Annotated in this window: 19 protein-coding genes; 8 read left to right on the top strand and 11 right to left on the bottom strand. The window is 55.1% G+C overall.

From position 1 onward, the window contains the following. Positions 1-193: 193 nt before the first annotated feature. The 7 genes from ACT3RP_RS01130 to ACT3RP_RS01100 all read right to left on the bottom strand — a co-directional run bounded on the left by ACT3RP_RS01130 (position 194) and on the right by ACT3RP_RS01100 (position 6,299). Positions 194-619 carry a GNAT family N-acetyltransferase gene (locus ACT3RP_RS01130; RefSeq protein WP_096281394.1) on the bottom strand — a complete coding sequence of 142 codons (426 nt, stop codon included), beginning with the start codon at positions 617-619 and terminating at the stop codon, positions 194-196. After that, positions 619-1,806, bottom strand: coding sequence for a cupin domain-containing protein (locus ACT3RP_RS01125; protein ID WP_096281392.1), 1,188 nt, complete (start codon positions 1,804-1,806; stop codon positions 619-621). The genes ACT3RP_RS01130 and ACT3RP_RS01125 overlap by 1 nt, the downstream gene beginning before the upstream one ends. A 47-nt stretch (positions 1,807-1,853) precedes the next feature. Then, a complete protein-coding gene (purB, locus tag ACT3RP_RS01120) occupies positions 1,854-3,239 on the bottom strand; it encodes an adenylosuccinate lyase (RefSeq protein WP_441685604.1) in 1,386 nt (461 codons plus the stop codon). Positions 3,240-3,335: 96 nt separating this feature from the next. Beyond that, positions 3,336-3,977 (bottom strand): high frequency lysogenization protein HflD, encoded by a 642-nt coding sequence (gene hflD, locus ACT3RP_RS01115; protein WP_427046960.1) that lies wholly within the window; start codon positions 3,975-3,977, stop codon positions 3,336-3,338. Then, positions 3,974-5,146 (bottom strand): tRNA 2-thiouridine(34) synthase MnmA, encoded by a 1,173-nt coding sequence (gene mnmA, locus ACT3RP_RS01110; protein WP_441685606.1) that lies wholly within the window; start codon positions 5,144-5,146, stop codon positions 3,974-3,976. Before mnmA ends, hflD begins: the two co-directional genes overlap by 4 nt. 104 nt (positions 5,147-5,250) lie before the next feature. Further along, positions 5,251-5,691, bottom strand: coding sequence for an NUDIX hydrolase (locus tag ACT3RP_RS01105; RefSeq protein ID WP_096281386.1), 441 nt, complete (start codon positions 5,689-5,691; stop codon positions 5,251-5,253). Then, positions 5,688-6,299 carry a pseudouridine synthase gene (locus ACT3RP_RS01100; protein WP_427046963.1) on the bottom strand — a complete coding sequence of 204 codons (612 nt, stop codon included), beginning with the start codon at positions 6,297-6,299 and terminating at the stop codon, positions 5,688-5,690. The genes ACT3RP_RS01105 and ACT3RP_RS01100 overlap by 4 nt, the downstream gene beginning before the upstream one ends. A gap of 172 nt (positions 6,300-6,471) precedes the next feature. Between ACT3RP_RS01100 and ACT3RP_RS01095 the strand changes: the two genes are divergently transcribed. From ACT3RP_RS01095 to clpA, 3 genes are all read left to right on the top strand, one after another. Then, positions 6,472-8,706, top strand: coding sequence for an NADP-dependent isocitrate dehydrogenase (locus tag ACT3RP_RS01095; protein WP_441685611.1), 2,235 nt, complete (start codon positions 6,472-6,474; stop codon positions 8,704-8,706). 259 nt (positions 8,707-8,965) lie between these two features. After that, entirely contained in the window at positions 8,966-9,274 is a 309-nt protein-coding gene (gene clpS / locus ACT3RP_RS01090; RefSeq protein WP_441685615.1) for an ATP-dependent Clp protease adapter ClpS, read from the top strand. A 139-nt stretch (positions 9,275-9,413) separates the two neighbouring features. Next, positions 9,414-11,687, top strand: coding sequence for an ATP-dependent Clp protease ATP-binding subunit ClpA (gene clpA / locus ACT3RP_RS01085; RefSeq protein WP_096281379.1), 2,274 nt, complete (start codon positions 9,414-9,416; stop codon positions 11,685-11,687). Positions 11,688-11,837: 150 nt separating this feature from the next. Here clpA and infA read toward each other — a convergent pair whose 3' ends face one another. From infA to aat, 3 genes are all read right to left on the bottom strand, one after another. Continuing rightward, on the bottom strand, positions 11,838-12,056 hold the full coding sequence (gene infA, locus ACT3RP_RS01080; RefSeq protein WP_007111068.1) for a translation initiation factor IF-1: 219 nt from the start codon (positions 12,054-12,056) through the stop codon (positions 11,838-11,840). Between the two features lie 161 nt (positions 12,057-12,217). After that, entirely contained in the window at positions 12,218-12,952 is a 735-nt protein-coding gene (locus ACT3RP_RS01075) for an arginyltransferase (protein ID WP_441686182.1), read from the bottom strand. Between the two features lie 47 nt (positions 12,953-12,999). Continuing rightward, positions 13,000-13,749, bottom strand: a complete 750-nt coding sequence (aat, locus tag ACT3RP_RS01070; protein ID WP_096281375.1) for a leucyl/phenylalanyl-tRNA--protein transferase — start codon at positions 13,747-13,749, stop codon at positions 13,000-13,002. Between the two features lie 179 nt (positions 13,750-13,928). On the opposite strand from aat, the gene ACT3RP_RS01065 reads away from it, so the two are divergent. Beyond that, positions 13,929-17,177, top strand: a complete 3,249-nt coding sequence (locus tag ACT3RP_RS01065) for a DNA translocase FtsK (protein WP_441686179.1) — start codon at positions 13,929-13,931, stop codon at positions 17,175-17,177. Between the two features lie 162 nt (positions 17,178-17,339). Beyond that, a complete protein-coding gene (lolA, locus tag ACT3RP_RS01060) occupies positions 17,340-17,990 on the top strand; it encodes an outer membrane lipoprotein periplasmic chaperone LolA (RefSeq protein WP_096281371.1) in 651 nt (216 codons plus the stop codon). 65 nt (positions 17,991-18,055) lie between these two features. Here the strand turns inward: lolA and ACT3RP_RS01055 are convergent, their stop codons facing one another. Further along, positions 18,056-19,390 (bottom strand): replication-associated recombination protein A, encoded by a 1,335-nt coding sequence (locus tag ACT3RP_RS01055; RefSeq protein ID WP_096281369.1) that lies wholly within the window; start codon positions 19,388-19,390, stop codon positions 18,056-18,058. 340 nt (positions 19,391-19,730) lie between these two features. Here ACT3RP_RS01055 and ACT3RP_RS01050 point away from each other — a divergent pair, with 340 nt between their 5' ends. The 3 genes from ACT3RP_RS01050 (at position 19,731) to trmA (ending at position 22,454) form a co-directional block, all read left to right on the top strand. Continuing rightward, on the top strand, positions 19,731-20,276 hold the full coding sequence (locus tag ACT3RP_RS01050; RefSeq protein ID WP_096281367.1) for a hemerythrin domain-containing protein: 546 nt from the start codon (positions 19,731-19,733) through the stop codon (positions 20,274-20,276). 185 nt (positions 20,277-20,461) lie between these two features. Continuing rightward, complete coding sequence (gene murI / locus ACT3RP_RS01045) at positions 20,462-21,268, top strand: glutamate racemase (RefSeq protein WP_444624667.1); 807 nt, start codon at positions 20,462-20,464, stop codon at positions 21,266-21,268. Between the two features lie 67 nt (positions 21,269-21,335). Further along, a complete protein-coding gene (gene trmA, locus ACT3RP_RS01040) occupies positions 21,336-22,454 on the top strand; it encodes a tRNA (uridine(54)-C5)-methyltransferase TrmA (RefSeq protein ID WP_483393063.1) in 1,119 nt (372 codons plus the stop codon). Positions 22,455-22,503: the final 49 nt, after the last annotated feature.

The following is a 22,503-nucleotide window of genomic DNA, read 5'->3' as shown; positions in this document are numbered from 1 at the left end:
CGCTGCAGTGCAACAACTATCGGTGAGTATGCTCAATTCAACAATTGACACTTGGGTGCACAGGGCGTTGTAACCCGACAACAGGGGGGTAGCGGAAGGGAGGGTTTGTGGCGGGTTTAGGTAGTTGTTTTTCGCCAAACAGGCATAAAAAAGCACTGCCGAGGCAGTGCTAAAGATTGATTACGGCGGCTTGTTACGTCAGTGAGAGCGTCATATCGAGATGTGGGATGCCCGCATCCATATACTCATCACCGTGAGCGACGAAACCTAGCCGCTCATAAAACGCCAGCGCATGAACCTGGGCACTAAGCGCTACCTGAGAGTGGCCCGCATGGCGTGCCGCCTCAATCGCCGCCTTCATCAGCAGTACGCCAATGCCGGTGCCTCGGGCGTTAGCGAGCACGGCAACGCGACCAATATGCGCATCTGGCAGCAGCCGGGCAGTGCCTGCTGGCTGCCCGTCAAGCATGGCTAGAAAGTGCCGGCACTCAGGGTCAAGGCCGTCCCATTCCTCTTCCTGTGGCACGCTTTGCTCGTCAATAAAGACTCGGCGGCGGATCTCACTGGCAGCCGGGCCGAGTGTTTCCCAATCGCCAGAGTTAACGTGGGCAATCGCCATTAATACTCCTCGTCGTCGCCTTCATCGCTCATAAAGCCGAGGCTGCCGGTGTTTACCAGCTGTGTAATCAGCGCTGCTGCAGCGTCAATTTCAAGGTCTTCGGCGTAGATCGGGGTTGCGTCAGCTAAGCGCTGGGCTAGCTCAGCAGAACACGCGTGGCTGTCGCCATCGACAAACAGCGTGGTGCCGCCTGCTTCGCTGCGCCAAGCAAAGCGCGAGCCGGGCATGTGATAAAGCGGTTCGCCGTCTTGTAGTTGAGCAACAAGCGCCGCCTCGGTCAGCGGTGTTTCAAGCGGTACAACTTGATCAACATATTTTGGCTGGGTCATGACGCGGCCAAACCATTGCGCTAACTGCACCGGGTTATCGAGTGTCGACACAATCAGCTGACGCATACGCTCAATGGCTGCATCGTCTAGCTCGCCGGTCAAATTTGCAGGCGCCATGCCCGCATCGCTATAGCGCTGGGATGCGGGAAGCTGTTCGCCCAAAAAATCCGCATAAGAAGTGATGGCTTCGTCGGCAGAGGGCGCGCGAAAGCCGAGCGAAATAGTCATGCAGTCATCGCTTTGGCTGACACCGTGGTGCGCCCAGCCGGGGGGAAGGTACAGCATGTCGCCCGGTTCAAGCACCCAGTCTGAGTCGGGCTCGATGGTGAATTCTTGCAGGATGCGCAGATCAATACCGGCGATGATCGGGGCATCTTCGGTTAATTTGCCACCTAGCTGCCAACGACGGTGCCCGCTGGCCTGAAGCAAAAAGACATCGTATTGGTCAATATGCGCGCCCACGTTGCCGCCAGGAGGTGCATAGCTGATCATGACGTCATCAAGGCGCCAGCGCGGTAAAAAATCAAACTCATCCATTAGCGCTGCAACGGCGGGCACGTAGTGGTCAACCGCTTGAACCAGCAGGCTCCAGTTAGTTTCCGGCAGCCGTGCAAAGGTGGCTTCATCAAAGGGGCCGTGAGATACCTGCCAAGGGCCGTCCGGACCTTCTTCCTCGACTAGGCGAGCCTCTACGCCAGGCTCACAGGCAAGCCCTGCCAGTTCGTCGGCCTCGATGGGGCTGATAAAGTCTGGCATGGCGCCACGAATCAGCAGCGGTTTTTGCTGCCAATAATTGGCTAAGAAATCTGCGGCGGTAAGATCGCCCAGAAGGGTTAGCGGCTTATCGTGATGGTTCATGGCGTATCCTGTCGTGCTGGAGAAAGAGGTGGTCGCAGCAAAGGGTGTTACAAGCAACCGAGCTGTTTTGTCAGCGCTTCGGCCTGTGCCTGAGCGTTGCCAATGTAGCTTGCCGGTGACAGCGCTTTCAGTTCGGTTTTGACATCATCAGGTAGCTCAAGGGAGTCAATGAATGCGGCAAAACCGGCCTGGTCGATGCGTTTGCCACGCGTTAACTGCTTAAGTTTTTCATAGGGCTTTTCGATGCCGTAGCGGCGCATGACTGTTTGGATCGGTTCTGCGAGCACTTCCCAGCTGTTATCCAGGTCAGTGTCTAGGCGCTCCGGGTTGGCTTCAAGCTTGCTGATGCCTTTTAGGCTGGCGTGATAAGCAATTAAACCATACGCCAGACCCACGCCCAGGTTACGCAGTACGGTGGAGTCCGTCAGGTCGCGCTGCCAGCGAGAAATAGGCAGTTTTTGAGAAAGGTGGCCAAGTATCGCATTGGCGAGACCCAGGTTGCCTTCAGAGTTTTCAAAATCAATCGGGTTAACTTTATGCGGCATGGTGGAAGAGCCAATTTCGCCTTCAACCGTGCGCTGCTTAAAGTAGCCCAGTGAGATATAGCCCCATACGTCGCGATCAAAGTCGATCAGGATCGTGTTGAAGCGGCAGATGGCATCAAACAGCTCGGCAATGTAGTCGTGTGGCTCGATCTGAGTGGTGTAGGGATTGAACGTCAGTCCTAAACCTTCCACAAAGGTGCGCGCGTTGGCTTCCCAGTCGACTTCAGGATAGGTCGTCAGGTGGGCGTTATAGTTACCCACGGCACCGTTGATCTTACCCAGCATTTCCACTGCTTCAATCTGCTTTAGCTGGCGCTTAAGACGGTACGCCACGTTCGCCATTTCTTTACCCAGCGTTGTGGGCGTAGCGGTTTGACCATGGGTGCGCGACAGCATCGGCTGGGCGGCATGGGCAATGGCCAATTTGGCAATGTCGTCAGCCACTTCATGCATGGTGGGTAGCATGGCCTTAAGGCCGTCGCTGAGCATCACGCCGTAGGAAAGGTTATTGATGTCTTCGCTGGTGCAGGCGAAGTGGATGAACTCGGTAACCGCATGCAGCTCGGCCTGATCCGCAATCTTCTCTTTAAGGAAGTACTCAACCGCTTTGACGTCGTGATTGGTGGTGCGCTCGATTTCTTTGATGCGCTCGGCATCCAGGAGCGAGAATTCGGTAATCAGTTGCTCAAGAAACGCCGTCGCATCAGTGGAAAGAGGCGGCACTTCAGTGATTTGAGCTTGCTCGGCCAGGCGCTGTAGCCAGCGAACTTCCACAATCACACGGGCGCGGATCAGGCCGAATTCGCTGAAGTGTTCGCGCAGTGCGGCAGCTTTAGAAGCGTAGCGGCCGTCAACGGGGGAGAGAGCGGTCAAAGCGGAGAGTTGCATGGCATCGTTTCCAGGTGGTTCGAGAGCAGGTTATTCAAAAACGAACAGTTCAAAAACAAACGGTTCAAAAACAGGTTAGCTAATGGCATCAGCAGCCTAGCTGAGACTGTCCAACGCGCGGCGCAGCGCCTTGCGTTGGAACACAAGCTTCCAGCGCCGCCCGCCTTGCTGATGCCATAATAGCCCAAAACGGATGCCGCCCATTAAGCAGGCGCGTACGCGTTCGGGCATCATGCGGCTTTGCAGCAGCGACGGGTCGCCCTGCACCACAATGCGGGTTTTAAAGGTCGAGAGCGTCTCTTGATACGCTTCGCCTAGGCTGGCAACGACGTTTTCATGGGTAGAGCCGAAGTGCTCGGCCTGCCCCTGAATGCGCGTTAATTTTTGGCCGAGCGAATCCATCATCGCGTTATTGGTGCGCAGCTTATTCATCAGCATTAGCAGTGAAAAACCGTAGCGCAGCACCACAGGGTTGGCCTGTTTGCGGCCCACCAAGGCTTCTAAGGTTTCCAGGCCACGGCGAAGATTGTTGGGATGCCCGCCATAAATGGCTTCGAAGCTCGGTGGGTTAGTATCCACAGTGGCTTCAATGAGCGTGTCCCAGGCGCGCGTGTCGACCTGGCCGGTGCGAGCAAGTTCGTCCACCAGGCTGGCGGCTTGAAATACGCCCGCCAGGGCTAGCGCTTGGCGCACGGCGGGAGAGTCGGGCGCACGATGAATCGGCGTAGTGGAATTCATGCCGCAACCTCCGCGTCTTTTTTCCAGATAGCGCAAATAACGCCACCGCCTAAACAGATATCGCCATCATAAAGCACCAGGGACTGGCCTGGCGTTACCGCCCATTGCGGGTCATCGAAGGTAACCTCGACGCCGCCGCTGGGTAGAACGCGCATTTCACAGCCACAGTCACTTTGCCGATAGCGCGTTTTGGCGGTAAAACGGCCTTGTTGAACCGGCGGCTCGCCCGCCACCCAGTCCATGGCCTCGGTAGCTAGCGAATCAGAGGAGAGCAAAGAATGATGCTTGCCCTGCACCGCGATCAGTACGTTGCGCTCCAAATCTTTAGCCGCCACGTACCAGGGTTCTTCCGAGTAGTTGGCAAGCCCGCCAATACCTAGCCCCTGGCGCTGACCAAGGGTGTAGTACATCAGCCCCATGTGCTCGCCAATCACATCACCTTCCGGCGTTTCTATGCGACCGGGCTGCGCGGGAAGATACTGCTGCAGAAAATCGCGAAAGCGACGCTCGCCGATAAAGCAGATGCCGGTGGAGTCTTTTTTCTTGGCGGTAATCAGGCCGTGCTGTTCAGCGATAGCGCGCACTGCGGGCTTTTCAAGTTCCCCAACGGGAAACAGCGTGCGCGCAATGGCGGCTTCTGGCACCGCATGTAGAAAGTAGCTTTGATCTTTGTTGCCATCCAGGCCTTTTAGCAAGCGAGGACGGCCGTTGCGCTGCGCTTCGCGCACATAGTGGCCGGTGGCGATTTTGTCGGCCCCCAGCATTTCGGCGTACTCAAGAAACACCTTAAACTTGATTTCTCGGTTGCACAGAATGTCAGGATTGGGCGTGCGGCCTGCTTTGTACTCGGCTAAAAAGTGCTCAAATACGTTATCCCAGTACTCGGCCGCAAAATTCGCGGTATGCAGCTTAATACCCAGCTTTTCGCACACCGCCTCAGCGTCAGCAAGATCCTCTTTAGCCGTGCAGTAATCGGTGCCGTCGTCCTCATCCCAGTTTTTCATAAACAAGCCTTCCACCTCATAGCCTTGCTGCATGAGGAGAACGGCCGAAACAGAAGAGTCGACGCCGCCGGACATGCCAACAATGACTTTGCCGCGAGTGGCTGGCTCAGACTCGGGCAGCGCCGACGCTGTGGAATCAGTGGATGACCCGGTTTTAAATGACATAGGTATCCTTCAGGAGCAGTGGTGTGCAACAAAAATAGGCGTAGGTAAATAATGAGCTGCAATTGGGCGGCGATTATACACGATGGGGAAGGGCTTTGAGTGCTTCACTCACGAATCACTGCCAGCGGATAACAGCACCCGCTTAAAGCGTCCTCAATACGCTGCAGCACTAGCGGGCTACGCAGTCGTTGCTGCTGGTCTAGCGCACGTATTTGCTCAAGCGTCAGCCAGTGAGCGGCGATAATGTCAGGGTCTAGGGCGAGGTCGAGCTTATCAAGTGGCTCGGCCGTAAAGCCGTGGCTGTGAAACGTTTGCCCGCCATCGGCATGAAAAACGTAGAGCCCCAGGTAGCCGGTGAGCGATACCTGCCAGGCCGTCTCTTCCTGCACTTCTCGCAAAATAGCCGCGATGGGGCCTTCGCCGGCTTCGATATGCCCAGCAGGCTGATTAAAAACGCTGGCGGGGCCGCCACGCTGTTCTTCCACCATCAAGAAATGCTCGCCGCGCTGAATCACGCAGGCCGCTGTACTGTGAATTGCACTCACGTTGGTTTTCGACGCTTTGCAGCGGGCTGTACGCGTTTTCGCTGAGGCGAATTGGCTGGGCGGGGCGCGTGTAGCGTTTCTTTACGCCACTCGCCGGGGGCAAGGTCGCCTAGCCGCCAGGGGCCAATCGCCGAGCGAATTAGGCGCAGCGTCGGAAAGCCGACGTGAGCGGTCATGCGCCGCACTTGGCGGTTACGGCCTTCGCTAATGATGAGTTCCAGCCAACTGGTCGACGGATGGCGTTTGGGGTCAATGGCCGGCTGGCGAGGCGTGGTCGTTGGGGGCTCAATACGGCGTGCCTTGGCAGGCTGAGTAGGGCCATCTTTAAGCGTGATGCCCTGACGTAGCGCTTTAAGAGCAGCATCGTCTATTTGCCCCTCAACCTGAGCCCAGTAAGTTTTAGGCTGTTTGTGGCGCGGGTGCGAGATGCGGTGGATGAGTTCGCCATCGCTGCTGAGCAGCAGCAATCCTTCGGAGTCGTAATCCAGCCGCCCAGCCGGGTAAATGTCTTTCACATCAATATATTGTGCCAATGTTTGGCGTCCTTCGCGGTCGCTAAACTGGCTCAATACTTGAAAAGGCTTGTGCAATAAATAGAGGTTGCTCATGACATCTCTTTATCCATTTCTTGATTCGCTGCCCTGGCGTCTTGGTGTATCACTCATGCGTAAAAAGTGCAGCGCTGGTATACTCCGGCTACTTGCTGGGGCGCCCATCATTAAGCGCGCGCTCCGCTCAAGATTTCTTGCAATCGTAGTGACAAGAGAGGTTAACGCAAAAATGACCAAAACGCCGAAGATCATCTACACGCTCACCGACGAAGCCCCAGCGCTTGCGACTCACTCCCTGCTGCCGATTATCGATGCTTTTACCGATTCTGCGGGCATCAAAGTAGAGACGCGCGATATCTCCCTGGCCGCGCGGATTATCTCTCAGTTTCCTGATTACCTGAGTGACGAGCAGCAGATCGACGATCATCTGGCGGAACTTGGCGAGCTGACCAAGACCCCTGAAGCTAACATTATTAAACTGCCTAACATCAGCGCGTCTTTGCCGCAGTTGAAGGCCGTTATCAAAGAGCTACAGCAGCAGGGCTATAAGCTTCCTGATTACCCGGAAGCGCCGCAGAGTGATGAAGACAAAGATATTCAAACGCGTTACGACAAAACCAAAGGTAGCGCCGTTAACCCCGTGCTGCGTGAAGGTAACTCTGATCGCCGTGCGCCGCTGTCAGTTAAAAACTATGCCCGTAAATACCCGCACCGCATGGGTGAGTGGAGCAGCGACTCTAAGTCCCACGTTTCTCACATGCGTGATGGCGACTTTTATGGCAGCGAAAAGTCAGCGCTAATTGAGCAAGCCAGCGATCTTAAGATCGAGCTAGTGGCAAAAGATGGCACCACGACGGTACTCAAGCAGAAAACAGCCGTGCTTGCCGGTGAAGTTGTTGACGGTGCCGTCATGAGCCGCAACGCGCTGCGTCGCTTTGTGGCCGAAGAAGTCGCGGACGCAAAAGCGAAAGATGTGCTGTTCTCGCTACACCTTAAAGCGACCATGATGAAGGTCTCTGATCCCATCATGTTCGGCATGGTGGTAACTGAGTTCTATCAGGACGTGCTGAGCAAGCACGCGGACGTTCTCAAACAGGCCGGTTTTGATCCCAATAACGGTATCGGCGACCTGTATTCAGCAATTAAAACGCTGCCTGAAGAGCGTCAGACGCAAATTCAGGATGAGATCCAGGCGCTTTATGCCGAGCGTCCACGCTTGGCCATGGTGAACTCGCATAAAGGTATCACCAACCTGCACGTGCCTAGCGATGTGATTATCGATGCGTCGATGCCTGCGATGATTCGCGACTCCGGTAAAATGTGGGGCGCCGATGACCAGCTTCACGACGTGAAAGCGGTGATTCCTGATCGCTGCTATGCCGGTATCTATCAGAGCGTGATTGAAGACTGCAAGCAGCATGGCGCGTTTGACCCGACCACTATGGGTAGCGTGCCTAACGTAGGTCTGATGGCGCAAAAAGCCGAAGAGTACGGTTCTCACGATAAAACGTTCCAAATCGCCGTAGACGGCACGGTGCGTGTCACCGATTCCAGCGGCAACGTAGTGCTTGAGCACAGCGTTGAGCAGGGCGATATCTGGCGTATGTGCCAAACCAAAGATGCGCCTGTGCGCGATTGGGTCAAACTGGCCGTTAACCGCGCCCGCGAAAGCGGCACGCCCGCTATTTTCTGGCTGGATGCCCAGCGTGCCCACGATGCTCAGTTGATCAAGAAAGTAGAAAGCTACTTGAAAGATCATGATACCGATGGCCTGGACATTCGTATCATGACGCCGGAAGAGGCGATGAGCTTCTCTCTGGCGCGCATCCGTAAAGGCGAAGACACTATCTCCGTCACCGGTAACGTATTGCGTGACTACCTGACCGACCTGTTCCCGATTATGGAGCTGGGCACCAGCGCGAAGATGCTTTCGATCGTACCGCTAATGAACGGCGGCGGCTTGTTTGAGACAGGCGCGGGTGGTTCTGCACCTAAGCATGTGCAGCAGCTTCTCGAAGAAAACCATTTGCGCTGGGATTCACTGGGCGAGTTCTTGGCCTTGGCCGCGTCTTTGGAACATCTGGGCAGCACCTTCGATAACGCTCGTGCAACCGTATTGGCGAAAGCGCTTGATCAAGCTAACGGTCAATTCCTGGACAGCAATAAATCGCCTTCACGTAAGGTGGGTGAGCTCGACAACCGTGGCAGTCACTTCTACCTGGCGCTTTATTGGGCACAGGCGCTGGCTGAGCAGAATGACGACGCTGAGCTAAAAGAGCTCTTTGGCCGTTTGGCAGCAGCACTGACGTCTAAAGAAACTGCTATTTTGGATGAGCTGAACAGTGTTCAGGGCCAGCCTGCCGATATCCGTGGCTACTACCACCCTGACCACGCATTGACTGAGCAAGTGATGCGCCCCAGCAAAACGCTAAATGAAGCGTTAGCCATGGTCGCTAAGGGCTAATTTTACGCTTTAATTTAGCCTGTGAACCCCCGTCCGCTTGGCGGACGGGGGTTTTTGCATTGCACCCTCTGTTACACCCTGTGATATTTTAATTTTTCATGAACCCTTGCTGGTCGGCAGCGTCTGAGAAGTATTATTAATATTCCTCAGGTTCTTCCATCGGTCAGCGTCGAGACAACTCATTGTGCTGCTTATGTCCAACTTAGAAAGCCCATGCTTGGCCTCTTTCTCCGTGAAAGCGGGCGCATCGCGGCCAAATATGCCTGATGAAGACGGTGATATAGCGGTTCAGTCAGCGGAACCCGCGCTGGCGCAGCCGCCGCTTTATAAAGTGGTGCTTCATAACGACGACTACACACCGATGGAGTTCGTTATTGAAGTGCTGCAAGATTTTTTCAACATGGATAGCGAGACGGCCGTTCAAGTCATGCTCGCGGTACATACCCAAGGAAAGGGCACCTGTGGCGTGTTTACTCGTGATATAGCTGAAACCAAAAGCTATCAGGTAAACGAGTACGCCCGGGAGTGTGAGCACCCGTTGATAAGTGATATTGAGGCCGCCAGTTAAAAAGCGTGAGAAAAAATTGGCGGTGAGGCTTGCAACCGTGCCATTTGTACCCGATGTTGAGAGTACTGGTCGATTACACTGATCCGACGCAAGCCCTAGGTGGCGACATACCCTAGGAAGTAGCGAAAAGGGGACTGCCATGCTGAGCAAAGAACTTGAAATGACCCTGAACACGGCCTTTACCGTGGCGCGCTCTAAACGCCATGAGTTTATGACCGTTGAGCACCTGCTGCTCGCGTTGCTGGATAATGCCTCCGCGGTTGACGTACTGAAGGCTTGCGGAGCTAATCTCGACAAGCTGCGCTCCGATCTGCAGGATTTTATTAACTCGACCACGCCGCTTATTCCTGAAGGGCAGGGTGATCGCGAAACCCAGCCTACGCTCGGTTTCCAACGTGTTTTACAGCGCTCCGTTTTCCATGTTCAGTCATCGGGTAAAAGCGAAGTGACGGGCGCTAACGTGCTGGTAGCGATCTTCTCTGAGCAAGAAAGTCAGGCGGTATACTTCCTTAAGCAGCAAAGCGTTGCTCGTGTCGATGCGGTGAATTACATCGCGCACGGAATTTCAAAAGTTGCTGGCCACGGCCCTTCGCCTTCTCCTTCTTCGGAAAACGATGATGTGGAAGAGGGCGGTAGCGAAGGTGCGTCACACCCACTCCATGGCTATGCCACCAACCTTAACGAACAGGCGCGGCTAGGCAAAATTGACCCGCTGATTGGTCGTGACCATGAGCTTGAGCGCGTCGTGCAGATTTTGGCGCGCCGGCGTAAGAATAACCCGCTGCTGGTAGGCGAGGCGGGCGTGGGGAAAACGGCGATCGCAGAAGGCTTGGCGAAGCGTATCGTTGAAGAAGACGTGCCCGATGTTATTGCCGATGCCGTTGTTTACTCATTGGACATGGGCGCTCTGCTCGCGGGCACCAAATACCGCGGCGATTTTGAGAAACGTCTCAAAAGTCTGCTGAGCGAGCTTCGCAAGCAACCCAACGCCGTGCTGTTCATTGATGAGATTCACACGGTTATCGGTGCTGGCGCTGCCTCCGGTGGCGTGATGGATGCATCGAACCTGCTCAAGCCGCTGCTTTCTTCCGGCGAGCTGCGCTGCATTGGCTCGACGACGTTCCAAGAATTCCGTGGCATCTTTGAGAAAGATCGTGCTCTGGCGCGGCGCTTCCAAAAAGTGGATGTAATGGCGCCATCGGTAGATGACACTATCAAAATCCTTAAAGGGCTACGGTCGCGCTTTGAAGAACACCATGAATTGAAGTACACCGACGCGGCGCTGGAAAGTGCGGCGCGCCTGGCAGACCGCTATATCAACGATCGCTACCTGCCTGATAAAGCGATTGATGTTATTGATGAGGCGGGTGCTCATCAGCGGCTGCTGCCGCCAGAAGTGCGTGCTAAAACGATCGACGTTGAGCAAGTGGAAGCCGTGGTTGCTTCAATTGCGCGCATTCCGCCGAAGAGTGTTTCAAGCTCAGACCGCAAGCAGCTTGAAAAGCTGGATCGTGATTTGAAAATGTTGGTTTTCGGCCAGGATGAGGCGATTGATAGCCTTTCTGCGGCCATTAAGCTCTCGCGAGCCGGTTTAAAATCACCTGACAAGCCCGTGGGTAGCTTCCTGTTTGCAGGGCCGACAGGCGTTGGTAAGACCGAAGTGGCCAAACAGCTTGCACATATTATGGGCATTGAGCTGGTGCGCTTTGATATGTCCGAGTACATGGAGCGCCATACCGTATCGCGGTTGATTGGTGCGCCTCCTGGTTATGTGGGCTATGACCAAGGCGGTTTGTTAACCGAAGCCGTGACCAAGCAGCCGCACTGCGTACTGCTGTTAGATGAGATTGAGAAAGCGCACCCGGAAGTCTTTAATCTGTTGCTGCAGGTTATGGATCATGGCCGCTTGACCGATAACAACGGACGTCAGGCTGACTTCCGCCACGTTATTCTGATCATGACGTCTAACGCAGGGGCCGAGCAGGCCTCGCGTCGTTCGATTGGTTTCCAGCATCAGGATCACTCGACCGATGCCATGGAAGTTATTCGGCGCACGTTCTCTCCCGAGTTCCGCAATCGTTTAGATGGCATTATCCAGTTCCATGCGCTGCCCGTTTCCGTGGTGCGTAACGTGGTCGATAAGTTCTTGATCGAACTGCAGGCACAGTTGGATGAGAAGCGCGTGCAGATGGATGTGGACGACACGGCGAGGGATTGGTTGGCGGATAAAGGCTACGATCCTGATATGGGCGCACGCCCGATGGCGCGTCTCATTCAAGAGAAGCTGAAGAAACCATTAGCCGAGATGATTCTGTTTGGCGAGTTGGCAGAGAGCGGCGGAATTGTTCACGTCAGCTTGGAAGATGGCGAATTGCATATTTCCACCGAGATTGAAATGGCTGATGCGCCCTGAAAAGGGCGCTAAGTCCGCCTAGCCAATCATCAATGTGTATGCGTAAAAGCACAGCGCCCTGTCACTGACGGGGCGTTGTCGTTTACAGTGAACGGCGCAGGAATCGTTACCGCCGAACGCGGTCAGCTATCAAACGCTAGCGACAGCGACTTAGCGCGAACGGTAAACGATACGGCCTTTGGAGAGATCGTAAGGCGTTAGCTCTACTTTTACTTTATCGCCGGTCAAAATGCGGATGTAGTTTTTGCGCATTTTTCCAGAGATGTGAGCAGTAACAACGTGACCGTTTTCCAGCTCAACACGAAACATGGTGTTCGGAAGGGTATCGACGATAACGCCTTCCATTTCAATATGATCTTCGCGTGCCATATAGGCATTTCCCCACTTATGAGTTAGTAATGTACAGGTTCTTCATGTACGAATTAATCAGGTAACAATACATCAGCACTTGAGTGCTTCTGTGTGAGCACTCAAGAATCAGCGCTATATTGTGCCGCAAGCCCGCCGCCAAGGCAAAAAAGCTGACGTGTTTAACGAATTAACTGTCGCCAATGGCGCCCGTCGAGCATTTCTAGCGGTGCAAAAGCCTGCTTGTAGCGCATCTTACGGCACTCTTCGATCCAATACCCTAAATACAGGTGCGGCAGCGCTTTTTCTCGGCTGAGTTCAATTAGCTGAAGAATAGCGAATGTTCCCAGCGAGCGCTTGTCTAGCGTATCGCTAACGGCAAAGAAGGTATAAATCGCTGAGAGGCCGTGCTCTAACTGATCAAATGCCGCCACGCCGACCAGCTCTTTGCCCAGATACATCTCCATAAGATGGGCGTAGGGCTCCTCAAGCGTTAAAAAGGTGCGGTACTGCTCACGACTGGGCGGATACATATCGCCGTCAGCGTGGCGCTGACGAATGTAGTCAGCGTAAAGCGTGTAATGTTGAGCCGAATAGCGGGCCGGTGCCACGCGCACGCTAATGTCGGCATTGCGATGCCAGATCTTGCGCTGAGTGCGATTGGCGGCAAACTGCTCAATGGGAATGCGCACCGAGCGACATGCGTTACATCCTTCGCAGTGGGGGCGGTAGAGGTGGCGCCCGCTGCGCCGAAAACCTAGCAGCGCCAGCGAGTCATATACACCCGGTACCGGTGACTCCTGCGGGTCGAGAAATAGCGTGGTCGCTTCTTTGCCCGGTAGGTAGCTACAGGCATGAGGCACGGTAAGGAAGAAGCGCAAATCCCGCACCGGGCGGGGCGGAGTGTTACTGCTCACGGTTTGCCTCCTTTTCGAAAATAAATCGTTGAAACAGTATGAGTTCGTCAATATGCGTTATTCTCGGCGCCAAGTGCGTGAAGCCAAGGTGATGATGGAACTATCGGTGCTTCAGCGGAGGATGATGCTTGCGTAAACGCGTCATCGGGCAGCCAGTTTTTAAGATAGTTGATGAATGACGCGCGAGCGACTGTAATAGCGCCCAGGCTTGCCAAGTGGGGTGTGTGCATTTGGCAATCGATTAGGCGTCCGCCGTGGTCGCGCATCGCTTTAGCCAAATGTGCCAGAGCCACTTTTGAGGCATCGGGGGCGCGGGAAAACATCGACTCGCCAAAAAAGACGGGGCCCATAGCAATGCCGTATAGGCCACCGACGAGTTTTTCGTCTTGATGGACTTCAATGCTATGTGCAATGCCTTGAAAATGAAGCAAGTTATAGGCGTCGCGCATTTCGTCCGTGATCCAAGTGCCGGCCTCTTCATCGCGTGGGGCCGCGCAGGCTTGAATAACTTGCTCAAAGTGTTGATCCACGGTGACATGAAAGCCACCATGGCGTAATCGTTTAGTAAGACTTCGGCGCTGCTTAAATTGCTCCGGTAGGAGTATCATGCGCGGGTCTGGGCTCCACCATAGAATAGGATCGTCGTCGCTGAACCACGGAAAAATGCCGCGTCGATAGGCTTCTATGAGCCAAGCAGGGGAGAGTTCACCCCCGGCCGCCAGCAGGCCGTTGGGGGAGTCCAACGCTGTATCAGTAGATGGAAATGTAGGAAGTGGCGAGGAAAGCCAGGGTAGCATTACTTGCTCCTGTTACAACGCGCTTGAGCGGCGTATTTGTACTGGGCGCTTAGTTTGACTGATCGCTTAGTTTTTACTGGTCGCATAGCTAGCGCCTCTGTGACGGGGGAAGGATGCTCGGTATGATGCAAACTCGCAAGTGGATTAAAGACGCCATTGAGGTGTAAAGGGAGAGTCGCTTGAAAGTGAATAAAGCAGCAAGCAAGCGAACGCAGCGTAACGCGCGTCAAACGCCATCGTCAGCTTCTTCTGCGCGTGTTAATGCCGCGAAAGATAAAGCTCGACGTTTTGGGCTGCGCCTACAGGGCTCAGTGCGCGAATGCGTGGTGGTAGTACTGCTTGCGCTATGTGTTTTCTTATTATTAGCACTGTTTAGTTATCAGCCGTCTGACCCTGGCTGGTCGTATCAGGGGCCAGAAACGGATATTCGTAACTGGATGGGACAAGTCGGTGCGTGGTTAGCCGATGTGCTCTACTCGCTGCTGGGCGCTAGTGCGCTGTGGTGGCCGGGTATGTTTGGTTTTGCCGCCTGGTGGTTGATTCGCTCACGTCAGGTACGCTTTGAACTCGACCCGGTGGCTATTGCGGTGCATGCGGGCGGCTTGGTCCTGCTGATGTTTGGCACCACCATGCTGGGAGCGCTGCATTTTTATCATCCTAATAGCATGTTGCCCTACGCCTCAGGCGGTATTTTAGGTGAAGGCTTTGTGGCTGCACTGAAACCGCTGGTGGGCAGTGGTGGCGTTGGTTTAATTGCCGCAGCGCTGATTTTAAGCGGTTTTCCGCTGTTTAGTGGCATGTCATGGCTGCAGGTTGCCGATGAGCTTGGTAAGCGAATCTGCCGCTTGGGCGGCTGGTTCTCGGCCCGTCGACAGGCGCGGCGTATGCGCGCAGCTCAGCGCGCGGCGGCTAAACCGGCCCCCGCGCCCAAGCCTCAAGCGCGTACAGAGACACCACCGCCTGCCGAGGTAGAAGCAGTGGCTACCAAGCCCGCGGTAAAAGCACCTGCTGGCCGTGAGCGGCGCGAGCCGGGCTTCTCGACCGCCTTCTCGGCGTATGAGCCAACGGCTGATGAGACACCTGGTGCCAGCCCCTCCATCGGGAATACCACCGATACCTCGATTCCTTGGGAAGCCGCTTCTTTATCGAGCAATAAACATGTGCCTGTTCAATCAAGTGCTCCAGCGCCTGCAGAACCCATGGCTGACGCCACGACGCCGAGTGCGCCGCGCGAAAATGCTTTCGCACCTGTGAAACCCCGTGCTGCAGAACCTACGTTCCAGATATCTGATAGTGATGAGCCTTCAGCCGCTGAACCTGTGGTCGATGAGCCAGCAGTAGAAGAGCCAGAGATAGATAAACCAGCAGTAGACGAGCCTTCGAACACAGCCGCCGCCTTCCCGCTGCGGGCGTCGCGTCAAGACGCGTCATCGATGCCTGCGACGACCAGCTACTTTGTGAATGATGAAGCGCCCGTCGAAAAGCAGCCAATCGAGACTCCGCGTGTTGAGCCGAGCCGCGCTTCGGTGGAACCGCCTGTCAGCGAGCCTGAACAGCGTGTGTCAGTATCAGAACCCACGCCCGCCCCTGAGCGTGCTGCTGCCATCGTGCCCGAGCGGACGCCTGCTTTTGAGCGTGTTGCTGAGGTCGTGCCTGAGCCTGTTTGGGACGATGAAGATATGGATGATGAGCTGGAAGAGGCGCCAATGCCGCTCACACCGCCCGCTGCCTCTATGCAGCCTGCATCATCTACGTCAGCAGTGCCGCCGGTACAGCCTGTACAACCCCAGCCCCCCACTATGCGTCGGGAGCCCACCTTTGCTCCTGAAGAAAGTGCGCCGGAGACGGATGAAGGCCCCACGCTATGGACTGTGGAGCATTTGCAAAGTCAGCGTCCGGCGTTTGAAACCATGGACGAGCCAGAGGGCGATGTGCCCAGTTTCCAGCTGCTCACGCCGGCAGAGCCTCACCAGCCCAACTATACCGAAGAGCAATTAACCGATATGGCGGAGCTGCTTGAAGTACGGCTGCGTGAGTATGGGGTTAAGGCTGAAGTCGTTGATACGTGGCCGGGGCCGGTCATCACACGCTTTGAAATTAAGCCTGCGGCCGGCGTGAAAGTGTCGAAAATCAGTAACCTTGCCAAAGATTTGGCGCGCTCGCTGATGGTGAAAAGCGTACGCGTTGTCGAGGTTATACCGGGGCGCCCGACGGTGGGTATTGAAATACCCAACCCCAATCGCGCCATGATTCGGCTGCGAGAAGTTATTGACTCAGACCGTTACCAGCAAGAGACCTCGCCGCTGACAATGGCATTAGGCCAAGATATTGGCGGCAGCCCGGTGGTCGCTAACCTTGGCAAGATGCCGCACTTACTGGTTGCCGGTACCACAGGCTCGGGTAAGTCAGTGGGTGTCAATGCCATGCTGATCTCGATGCTGCTGAAAGCTAAACCCAGCGAGCTAAAGCTGATCATGGTTGACCCCAAAATGCTCGAACTGTCGGTATATGACGGCATTCCTCATTTGCTGGCGCCGGTCGTTACGGACATGAAAGAAGCTGCCAACAGCCTGCGCTGGTGTGTCGCTGAAATGGAACGCCGCTATAAGCTTATGGCGGCCATGGGCGTGCGTAATATCGCCGGCTTTAACGGTCGTTTAGATGAAGCTGAACGTGCCGGAGCCCAGGTTGCAGACCCGCTGTGGGAACCGCAGCCGTGGGAGATTCATCAGCCGCATCCCGTGTTAGAGAAACTGCCCTACATCGTCGTGGTGATCGACGAATTTGCCGATATGTTTATGATCGTCGGTAAAAAGGTCGAAGAGCTGATTGCACGGCTTGCGCAAAAAGCGCGTGCCGCCGGTATCCATTTGATTTTGGCGACTCAGCGCCCCTCGGTTGACGTGGTCACCGGCCTGATTAAAGCCAACATTCCCTCACGGATGGCTTTTCAGGTTTCATCAAGAATTGATTCGCGCACCATTCTTGACCAGGGCGGTGCTGAAAGCCTGCTGGGTCACGGCGATATGCTTTATTTACCCGCCGGGTCAGGGCCGCCTAATCGCATTCATGGTGCCTTCGTTGATGATGATGAAGTGCACCGTGTCGTGGATGACTGGAAGCGCCGTGGCGCGCCTCAATATATCGAGGAAATTCTCTCGGGCGGCGTCACGGCGGATGCGTTAACTGGCCTTGAAGCCGATGGCGTAGACGGTGACGATGCGGAGCAGGATGCGCTTTATGATGAGGCCGTGCAGTTTGTTACCGAAACGCGCAAGGCATCTATTTCTGCCGTTCAGCGTCGCTTTAAAATTGGCTATAACCGGGCTGCTCGTTTGGTTGATGCGATGGAAAGCGCAGGTGTGGTAACGGCGATGGGGTCTAACGGTGCACGCGATGTTCTCGCACCGCCGCCGGTAGGTCACTAATCGTTTGGTGTTATTCATCATTATGCAATAAGCGTGAAAATTGCGTCGCTGGTGAAACCCGGCGGCGTTTTTCACGTCTTAATCACACACGGGCAATTAAGTCAGCCTTACGAACTATTATTTGGCAACGAAGATCCGGCAACGGTTGCCTAGGGAGATCATATGCGCGATACCCAAACACGACGACATTCATCGCTGGCATTTGCGGCTAGCGCCTTGGGTTTAACGTTCGCTGCGCCAGTATTGGCGGACGATGCAGCAGAGCGCCTGACCGAGCGCCTAGAGCCGCTAGAAAGCTATCAAGCCTCTTTTGAACAGCAGATTTTAGATGGTAGCGGTGACCGCCTGCAGAGCGCGCGCGGTGAGATGTGGCTTTCTCGTCCAGGTTTGCTGCGTTGGGAAGTGGATGCGCCATACTCTCAGATCGTTGTTTCAGACGGTGATGATGTGTATTTGTATGATCCTGACCTTGAGCAGGTGACGATTCAGGCGATGGATGATCGCGTCACGCACACGCCTGCTTTACTGTTATCGGGCAGCGTCAGCGACCTAACTGAAAGCTATGAAGTATTTTACGAGCAGGACGACGGCGACGATGTGTTTACCCTTGTGCCGATTTCTGCCGATACGCTGTTTGAAGAACTAAGCATGGTGTTCGATGCCGATACGTTAACCGAGCTGTGGATGATGGATAGCACCGGGCAGCGCACCTCGATTACCTTTAGCGATATCACCAATAATGGCAATATCGATCGGAGCCAGTTCGACTTTGATATTCCTGAAGGCACCGACGTCATTCGTGAGGAGCTATAAGTTAGTAGCAGACCAGTTAGCAGTAGATGAGTTAGCAGTAGAATAGATCCCACCGACAAGGCGCCCTAGGGCGCCTTGTCGGCTTCTTGGTCAAGGCTTTCACGCCATGCCATTATCTCGCCAAAACGTTTCTCCTGACCCAGTAAACTAGGTTTAAAGAAGGTTGCTTTAGGCAGCTCTGCGGGCCAGCAGCTGTGCGCGGTGCCCGCCGGGTAGCCGTCGGGCTCATTGTGCGCGTAACGGTATCCTTCACCATGGCCCAGCTGCTCCATCAGCTTGGTCGGGGCGTTGCGCAAATACGTGGGTACCTCAACCTGCGGCTGTTGGCGCACATACTGCTTGGCCTCATTCCAGGCGCGGTCGATGCGGTTACTTTTAGGGGCGACTGCCAGGTGAATCGCCGCATGGGCAATCGCCCGCTGGCCCTCATAATCACCCAGGCGCAGGTAAGCATCCCAGGCGGCAATCACGAGCGGCAGGGCGCGTGGGTCGGCATTGCCGACATCCTCGGACGCAATGGCAGTCAGCCGGCGTACCACGTCGAGCGGGTCGCCGCCGCCCTGCATGAAGCGCGCCATATACAGCAGTGCGGCATCGGGGCGTGAAGAGCGGATCGATTTATGAATCGCTGACAGCAGATCATAATAGGCGTCGCCCTGCTTATCGAACGCGCTTGCCTGATGGCCAATGACATCGGCGAGTACGTCTTTGTGCAGTACCTCTGCCCCCGCTTCTAGACGGGTGAAATCGCAGGCCGTTTCTAATAGTCCCAATGCTCTGCGTGCATCACCGGCGCTTGCGTGTGCGAGGGCGATGAGAACATCGTCATTGACCTGAATAGTGCGCTTTCCAAGGCCGCGCTCAGCGTCGTTAAGCGCCTGGTGCATCACCGTGATCAGCTCTTCTTGAGTCAGTGATTTGAGCACATAAACCCGCGCGCGCGAGAGCAGCGCAGAATTGACTTCAAACGATGGGTTTTCGGTAGTCGCACCAATCAGTGTCAACAGGCCCGACTCGACGTGAGGCAGCAGGGCGTCTTGTTGGCTCTTGTTGAGACGATGAATCTCATCTAAAAAAAGAATCACCGTCGAAGACATTTGCTGGGCGCGATCAACGACCGCACGAATCTCTTTGACTCCCGCCATTACCGCGCTGAGATGCTCAAGATGGGCTTGGGAGGCTCTGGCCAACAGTTCAGCAAGCGTCGTTTTGCCAACGCCTGGCGGGCCCCAGAGAATCATCGAGCGCACTATGCCTGACTCCGCCATGCGGCGTAAGGGTTTGCCTGGCCCTACCAGCGCTGGCTGGCCAACGTAATCATCCAAATGACGTGGACGCATACGAAAGGCCAGCGGAGCATCCTCGGCAGGCGCGGCGTGGGCGCTATTAAACAGATCCATGTCAATGTCCGTTGTTTATGTAGGCAGAGAATCGAGGCGTTGAATAACAAAGTGCCAGCGAATGTCGATGGTAAACCACGGCTTAGCAGGCTACCTTTGGCATATTCTACTCGCAATATACACTTGCTAGGATAGCGCCTGAAGGGCATTGTGGTTGATAGTCGTTATTGATAATAATTGGTGATAGCCCTCGCAAGTTGTTATGTGTCCGCATTAGGGGCTATGTGTTTTAGTAGCTTTACGTTTAATAATGGCGCGCTGGTGAAGGCGCGCTCATGATCGCATGTCGTCACCCCGCAAGGTGCGATGGCAGGCATGACTCAATAAAGGAGACAGTTCGATGTTAAACCAACTGCGTCTAGATCATGCCAACATGGCGAGATTGCTCCACGTGCTGCAGCTCAAGCAAAAAACGCTAGCACTGGGTGAGCGCCCCAACTTCAAGTTAATGCGCGAAGTCGTTGATTACATTTTATCTTACATGGATGGCTTTGCCGCCCCGCTTGAGCGCGTCTGCGTTGAACGGCTTCAGACGCAAGCCCCAGAGCATCTTGCGCTTACCGAACAAATGGCGATTGATTATCGAGAGTTAAAGCCACGTTTACAGCGTCTATCCAACGATATCGATATGATTCTGATGGACAATGTGCTCCCCATGGATCGCTTTGCCGAGGATCTAAAGGACTATTTAGAAGCGCATCGTGCCTATCTGCGCCATGAGCGCGAGGGGTTATTCCCGTTGATTGACGAACACTTCAGCCCAGAAGATATGGAAGAGCTGCGACAAGCATTGCCCGAAGGCGCTGAGCAGGAGCTTGAGCGGTTGCAGGAAGCCTATCCTGAACTTTACGCAGAGTTGCGCGGTGCCGACGTGCCCGAAGTATAGCCCAGCGATTACTCTTTTCTTCTTAACGCCAGCCGATAATCTCACTCGCGGGGCATGCTAAACTAGCGGCCCCGTTTTTATGCTGCGCAAGACTCAGCGATAACTTTTCTCGGCGCTGAAAAAAAATCAGCGTCAGCAGAGCTATGCAAAGAGCGCCATGAGTAAAACGTCATGCAGAGAGAGTCATGCAAGCCCCTGTATTAATTTTTGATTCCGGCGTCGGCGGCCTGTCAGTGGCGCAGTCGCTACGCCAACACTATCCTGATGTCGCTATGTGCTATGCCTGTGACAATGCGTGGCTACCCTATGGCTTGCGCGATGACGTTGCGCTGGCTGAGCGCATTGTGGCGGTGTGCCAGGCCGCCGTTGGCGCCTGCCAGCCCAGCGTGCTGGTGGTAGCTTGCAATACTGCAAGCACCTTAGCGTTGGAGACTTTGCGCGAGCAGCTGACCATCCCCGTGGTGGGAACGGTGCCCGCCATTAAGCCTGCCGCCGCGATGAGTCAGACACGCCATATTGGGCTGCTAGCCACTAAAGCAACGGTGGGGCGCCCCTACACCCAGCGCTTGATTGATAGTTTTGCCAGCGATTGTGTTATTACGCGGGTTGCTGCCGACGCGCTGGTGATCGAAGCAGAAGCGTACTTGGCCGGTGGGGCGCCCAGCGTTGCTCGTATGCAGGCGGCGCTGGCCCCGCTGTGGCAGGCCGTGTTGCCTACGCCTTCAACGCAGCCGGCGCTAGACACCGTGGTGCTGGGGTGCACCCATTTTCCGCTACTGAAGCCGTGGCTGACGCAGCTTGCCCCGATGCCGCTGTATTGGATTGACTCCGGCGATGCTATTGCTCGGCGGGTCGCGCAAGTCGTTGATCCGCTCACGAGCAGGCATCACGATGGCCGCTGCTTTACCACCGCACCCGCCGCTAACCTGACCGCGGGTTTTGCGCGCTATGGGTTTAAAGCGCCCCAACTGCTAAAAGGCATGGCTGATTAAGACTAATGCCGAACGACGCTAACCCCCATCACTGTTATTGAACTGATTAAATCCATGAGGAGCAGCCTTGGCTATCCCCGTTGTAGAACCTGAACGTTATGCTGAGCAGCTAGCCGCTAAACGCGACTATCTGGAAACTACGTTTGCCGCTTTCCAGCCGCCAGCGTTAGAAGTATTTGAGTCACCGCCTGGCTGCTATCGCCAGCGCTGTGAGTTTCGTATTTGGCATGAAGATGACGATCTTTTTTACGCCATGTTTGAGGTGGATGCTGCAAATCCAAAAAATAAGCGTGTCGTTCGGCTTGACCAATATGCCGTTGCCAGTACGCGCATCAACCAGCTCATGCCACAGCTGCGTGAAGCATGCCTTCAATCAGATGAGCTGCGTCGTCGCCTTTTTCAGGTCGAGTTTTTAACCACCTTGTCGGGCGAGGCGCTGGTAACGCTGGTTTACCATCGGCCGCTAGGGGACGAGTGGGAGCAAGAGGCGCGCGCCTTAGAAGCAGCGCTGGGCATCATGATTATTGGCCGCTCACGTAAGCAGCGTATTGTCTTAACGCGCGACCATGTCTGGGAGCGTCTGGAGGTAGATGGCCGCACGTTGCACTATCAGCAGGTCGAAAATAGCTTCACCCAACCCAATGCACATATTTGCCAGAAAATGCTCAGCTGGGCGCGAGAAGTGACAGGCAAACAGCAGGAAGGCGCCCAGAACGATTTAGTGGAGCTTTACTGCGGTAACGGCAATTTTACTATTGCCTTGGCGGATAACTTTCGGCGGGTGCTGGCCACCGAAATTTCCCGCACGTCGGTGGCTAGTGCCAACGTCAATTTAGATGCCAACGGCGTGACCAACGCTCATATTGCGCGGATGTCAGCGGAGGAGTTTTCACTGGCGCTTAAAGGCGAGAAAGCCGGACGGCGCGTGGCGGAAATGGCCCTGGAGGACTACGATTTTTCCACCGTTCTGGTCGACCCACCGCGTGCAGGCTTAGATGAGCAAAGCTGTGAACAGCTCAGTGAATATGCTCAGATCGTCTATATTTCATGTAACCCCGCTACGTTGGCGGAAAACTTGACCATACTGACCAAAACCCATCGGATTGAGCGCTTTGCGCTGTTTGATCAATTCCCTTTTACATATCACTGTGAATGCGGGGTATTGCTGCAGCGGCGCGACGGCTAGGTTGTACCCATAGCCTAATGCATAAGTGGCATGTGCCATGATTAACCTG

This window comes from Halomonas sp. AOP5-B2-8 (assembly GCF_052376475.1).
In the GTDB taxonomy this organism is placed as follows: Bacteria; Pseudomonadota; Gammaproteobacteria; order Pseudomonadales; family Halomonadaceae; genus Vreelandella; species Vreelandella casei.
Note: the sequence above shows the minus strand (reverse complement) of the source record. Positions and strands in the feature narration are given on the sequence as shown.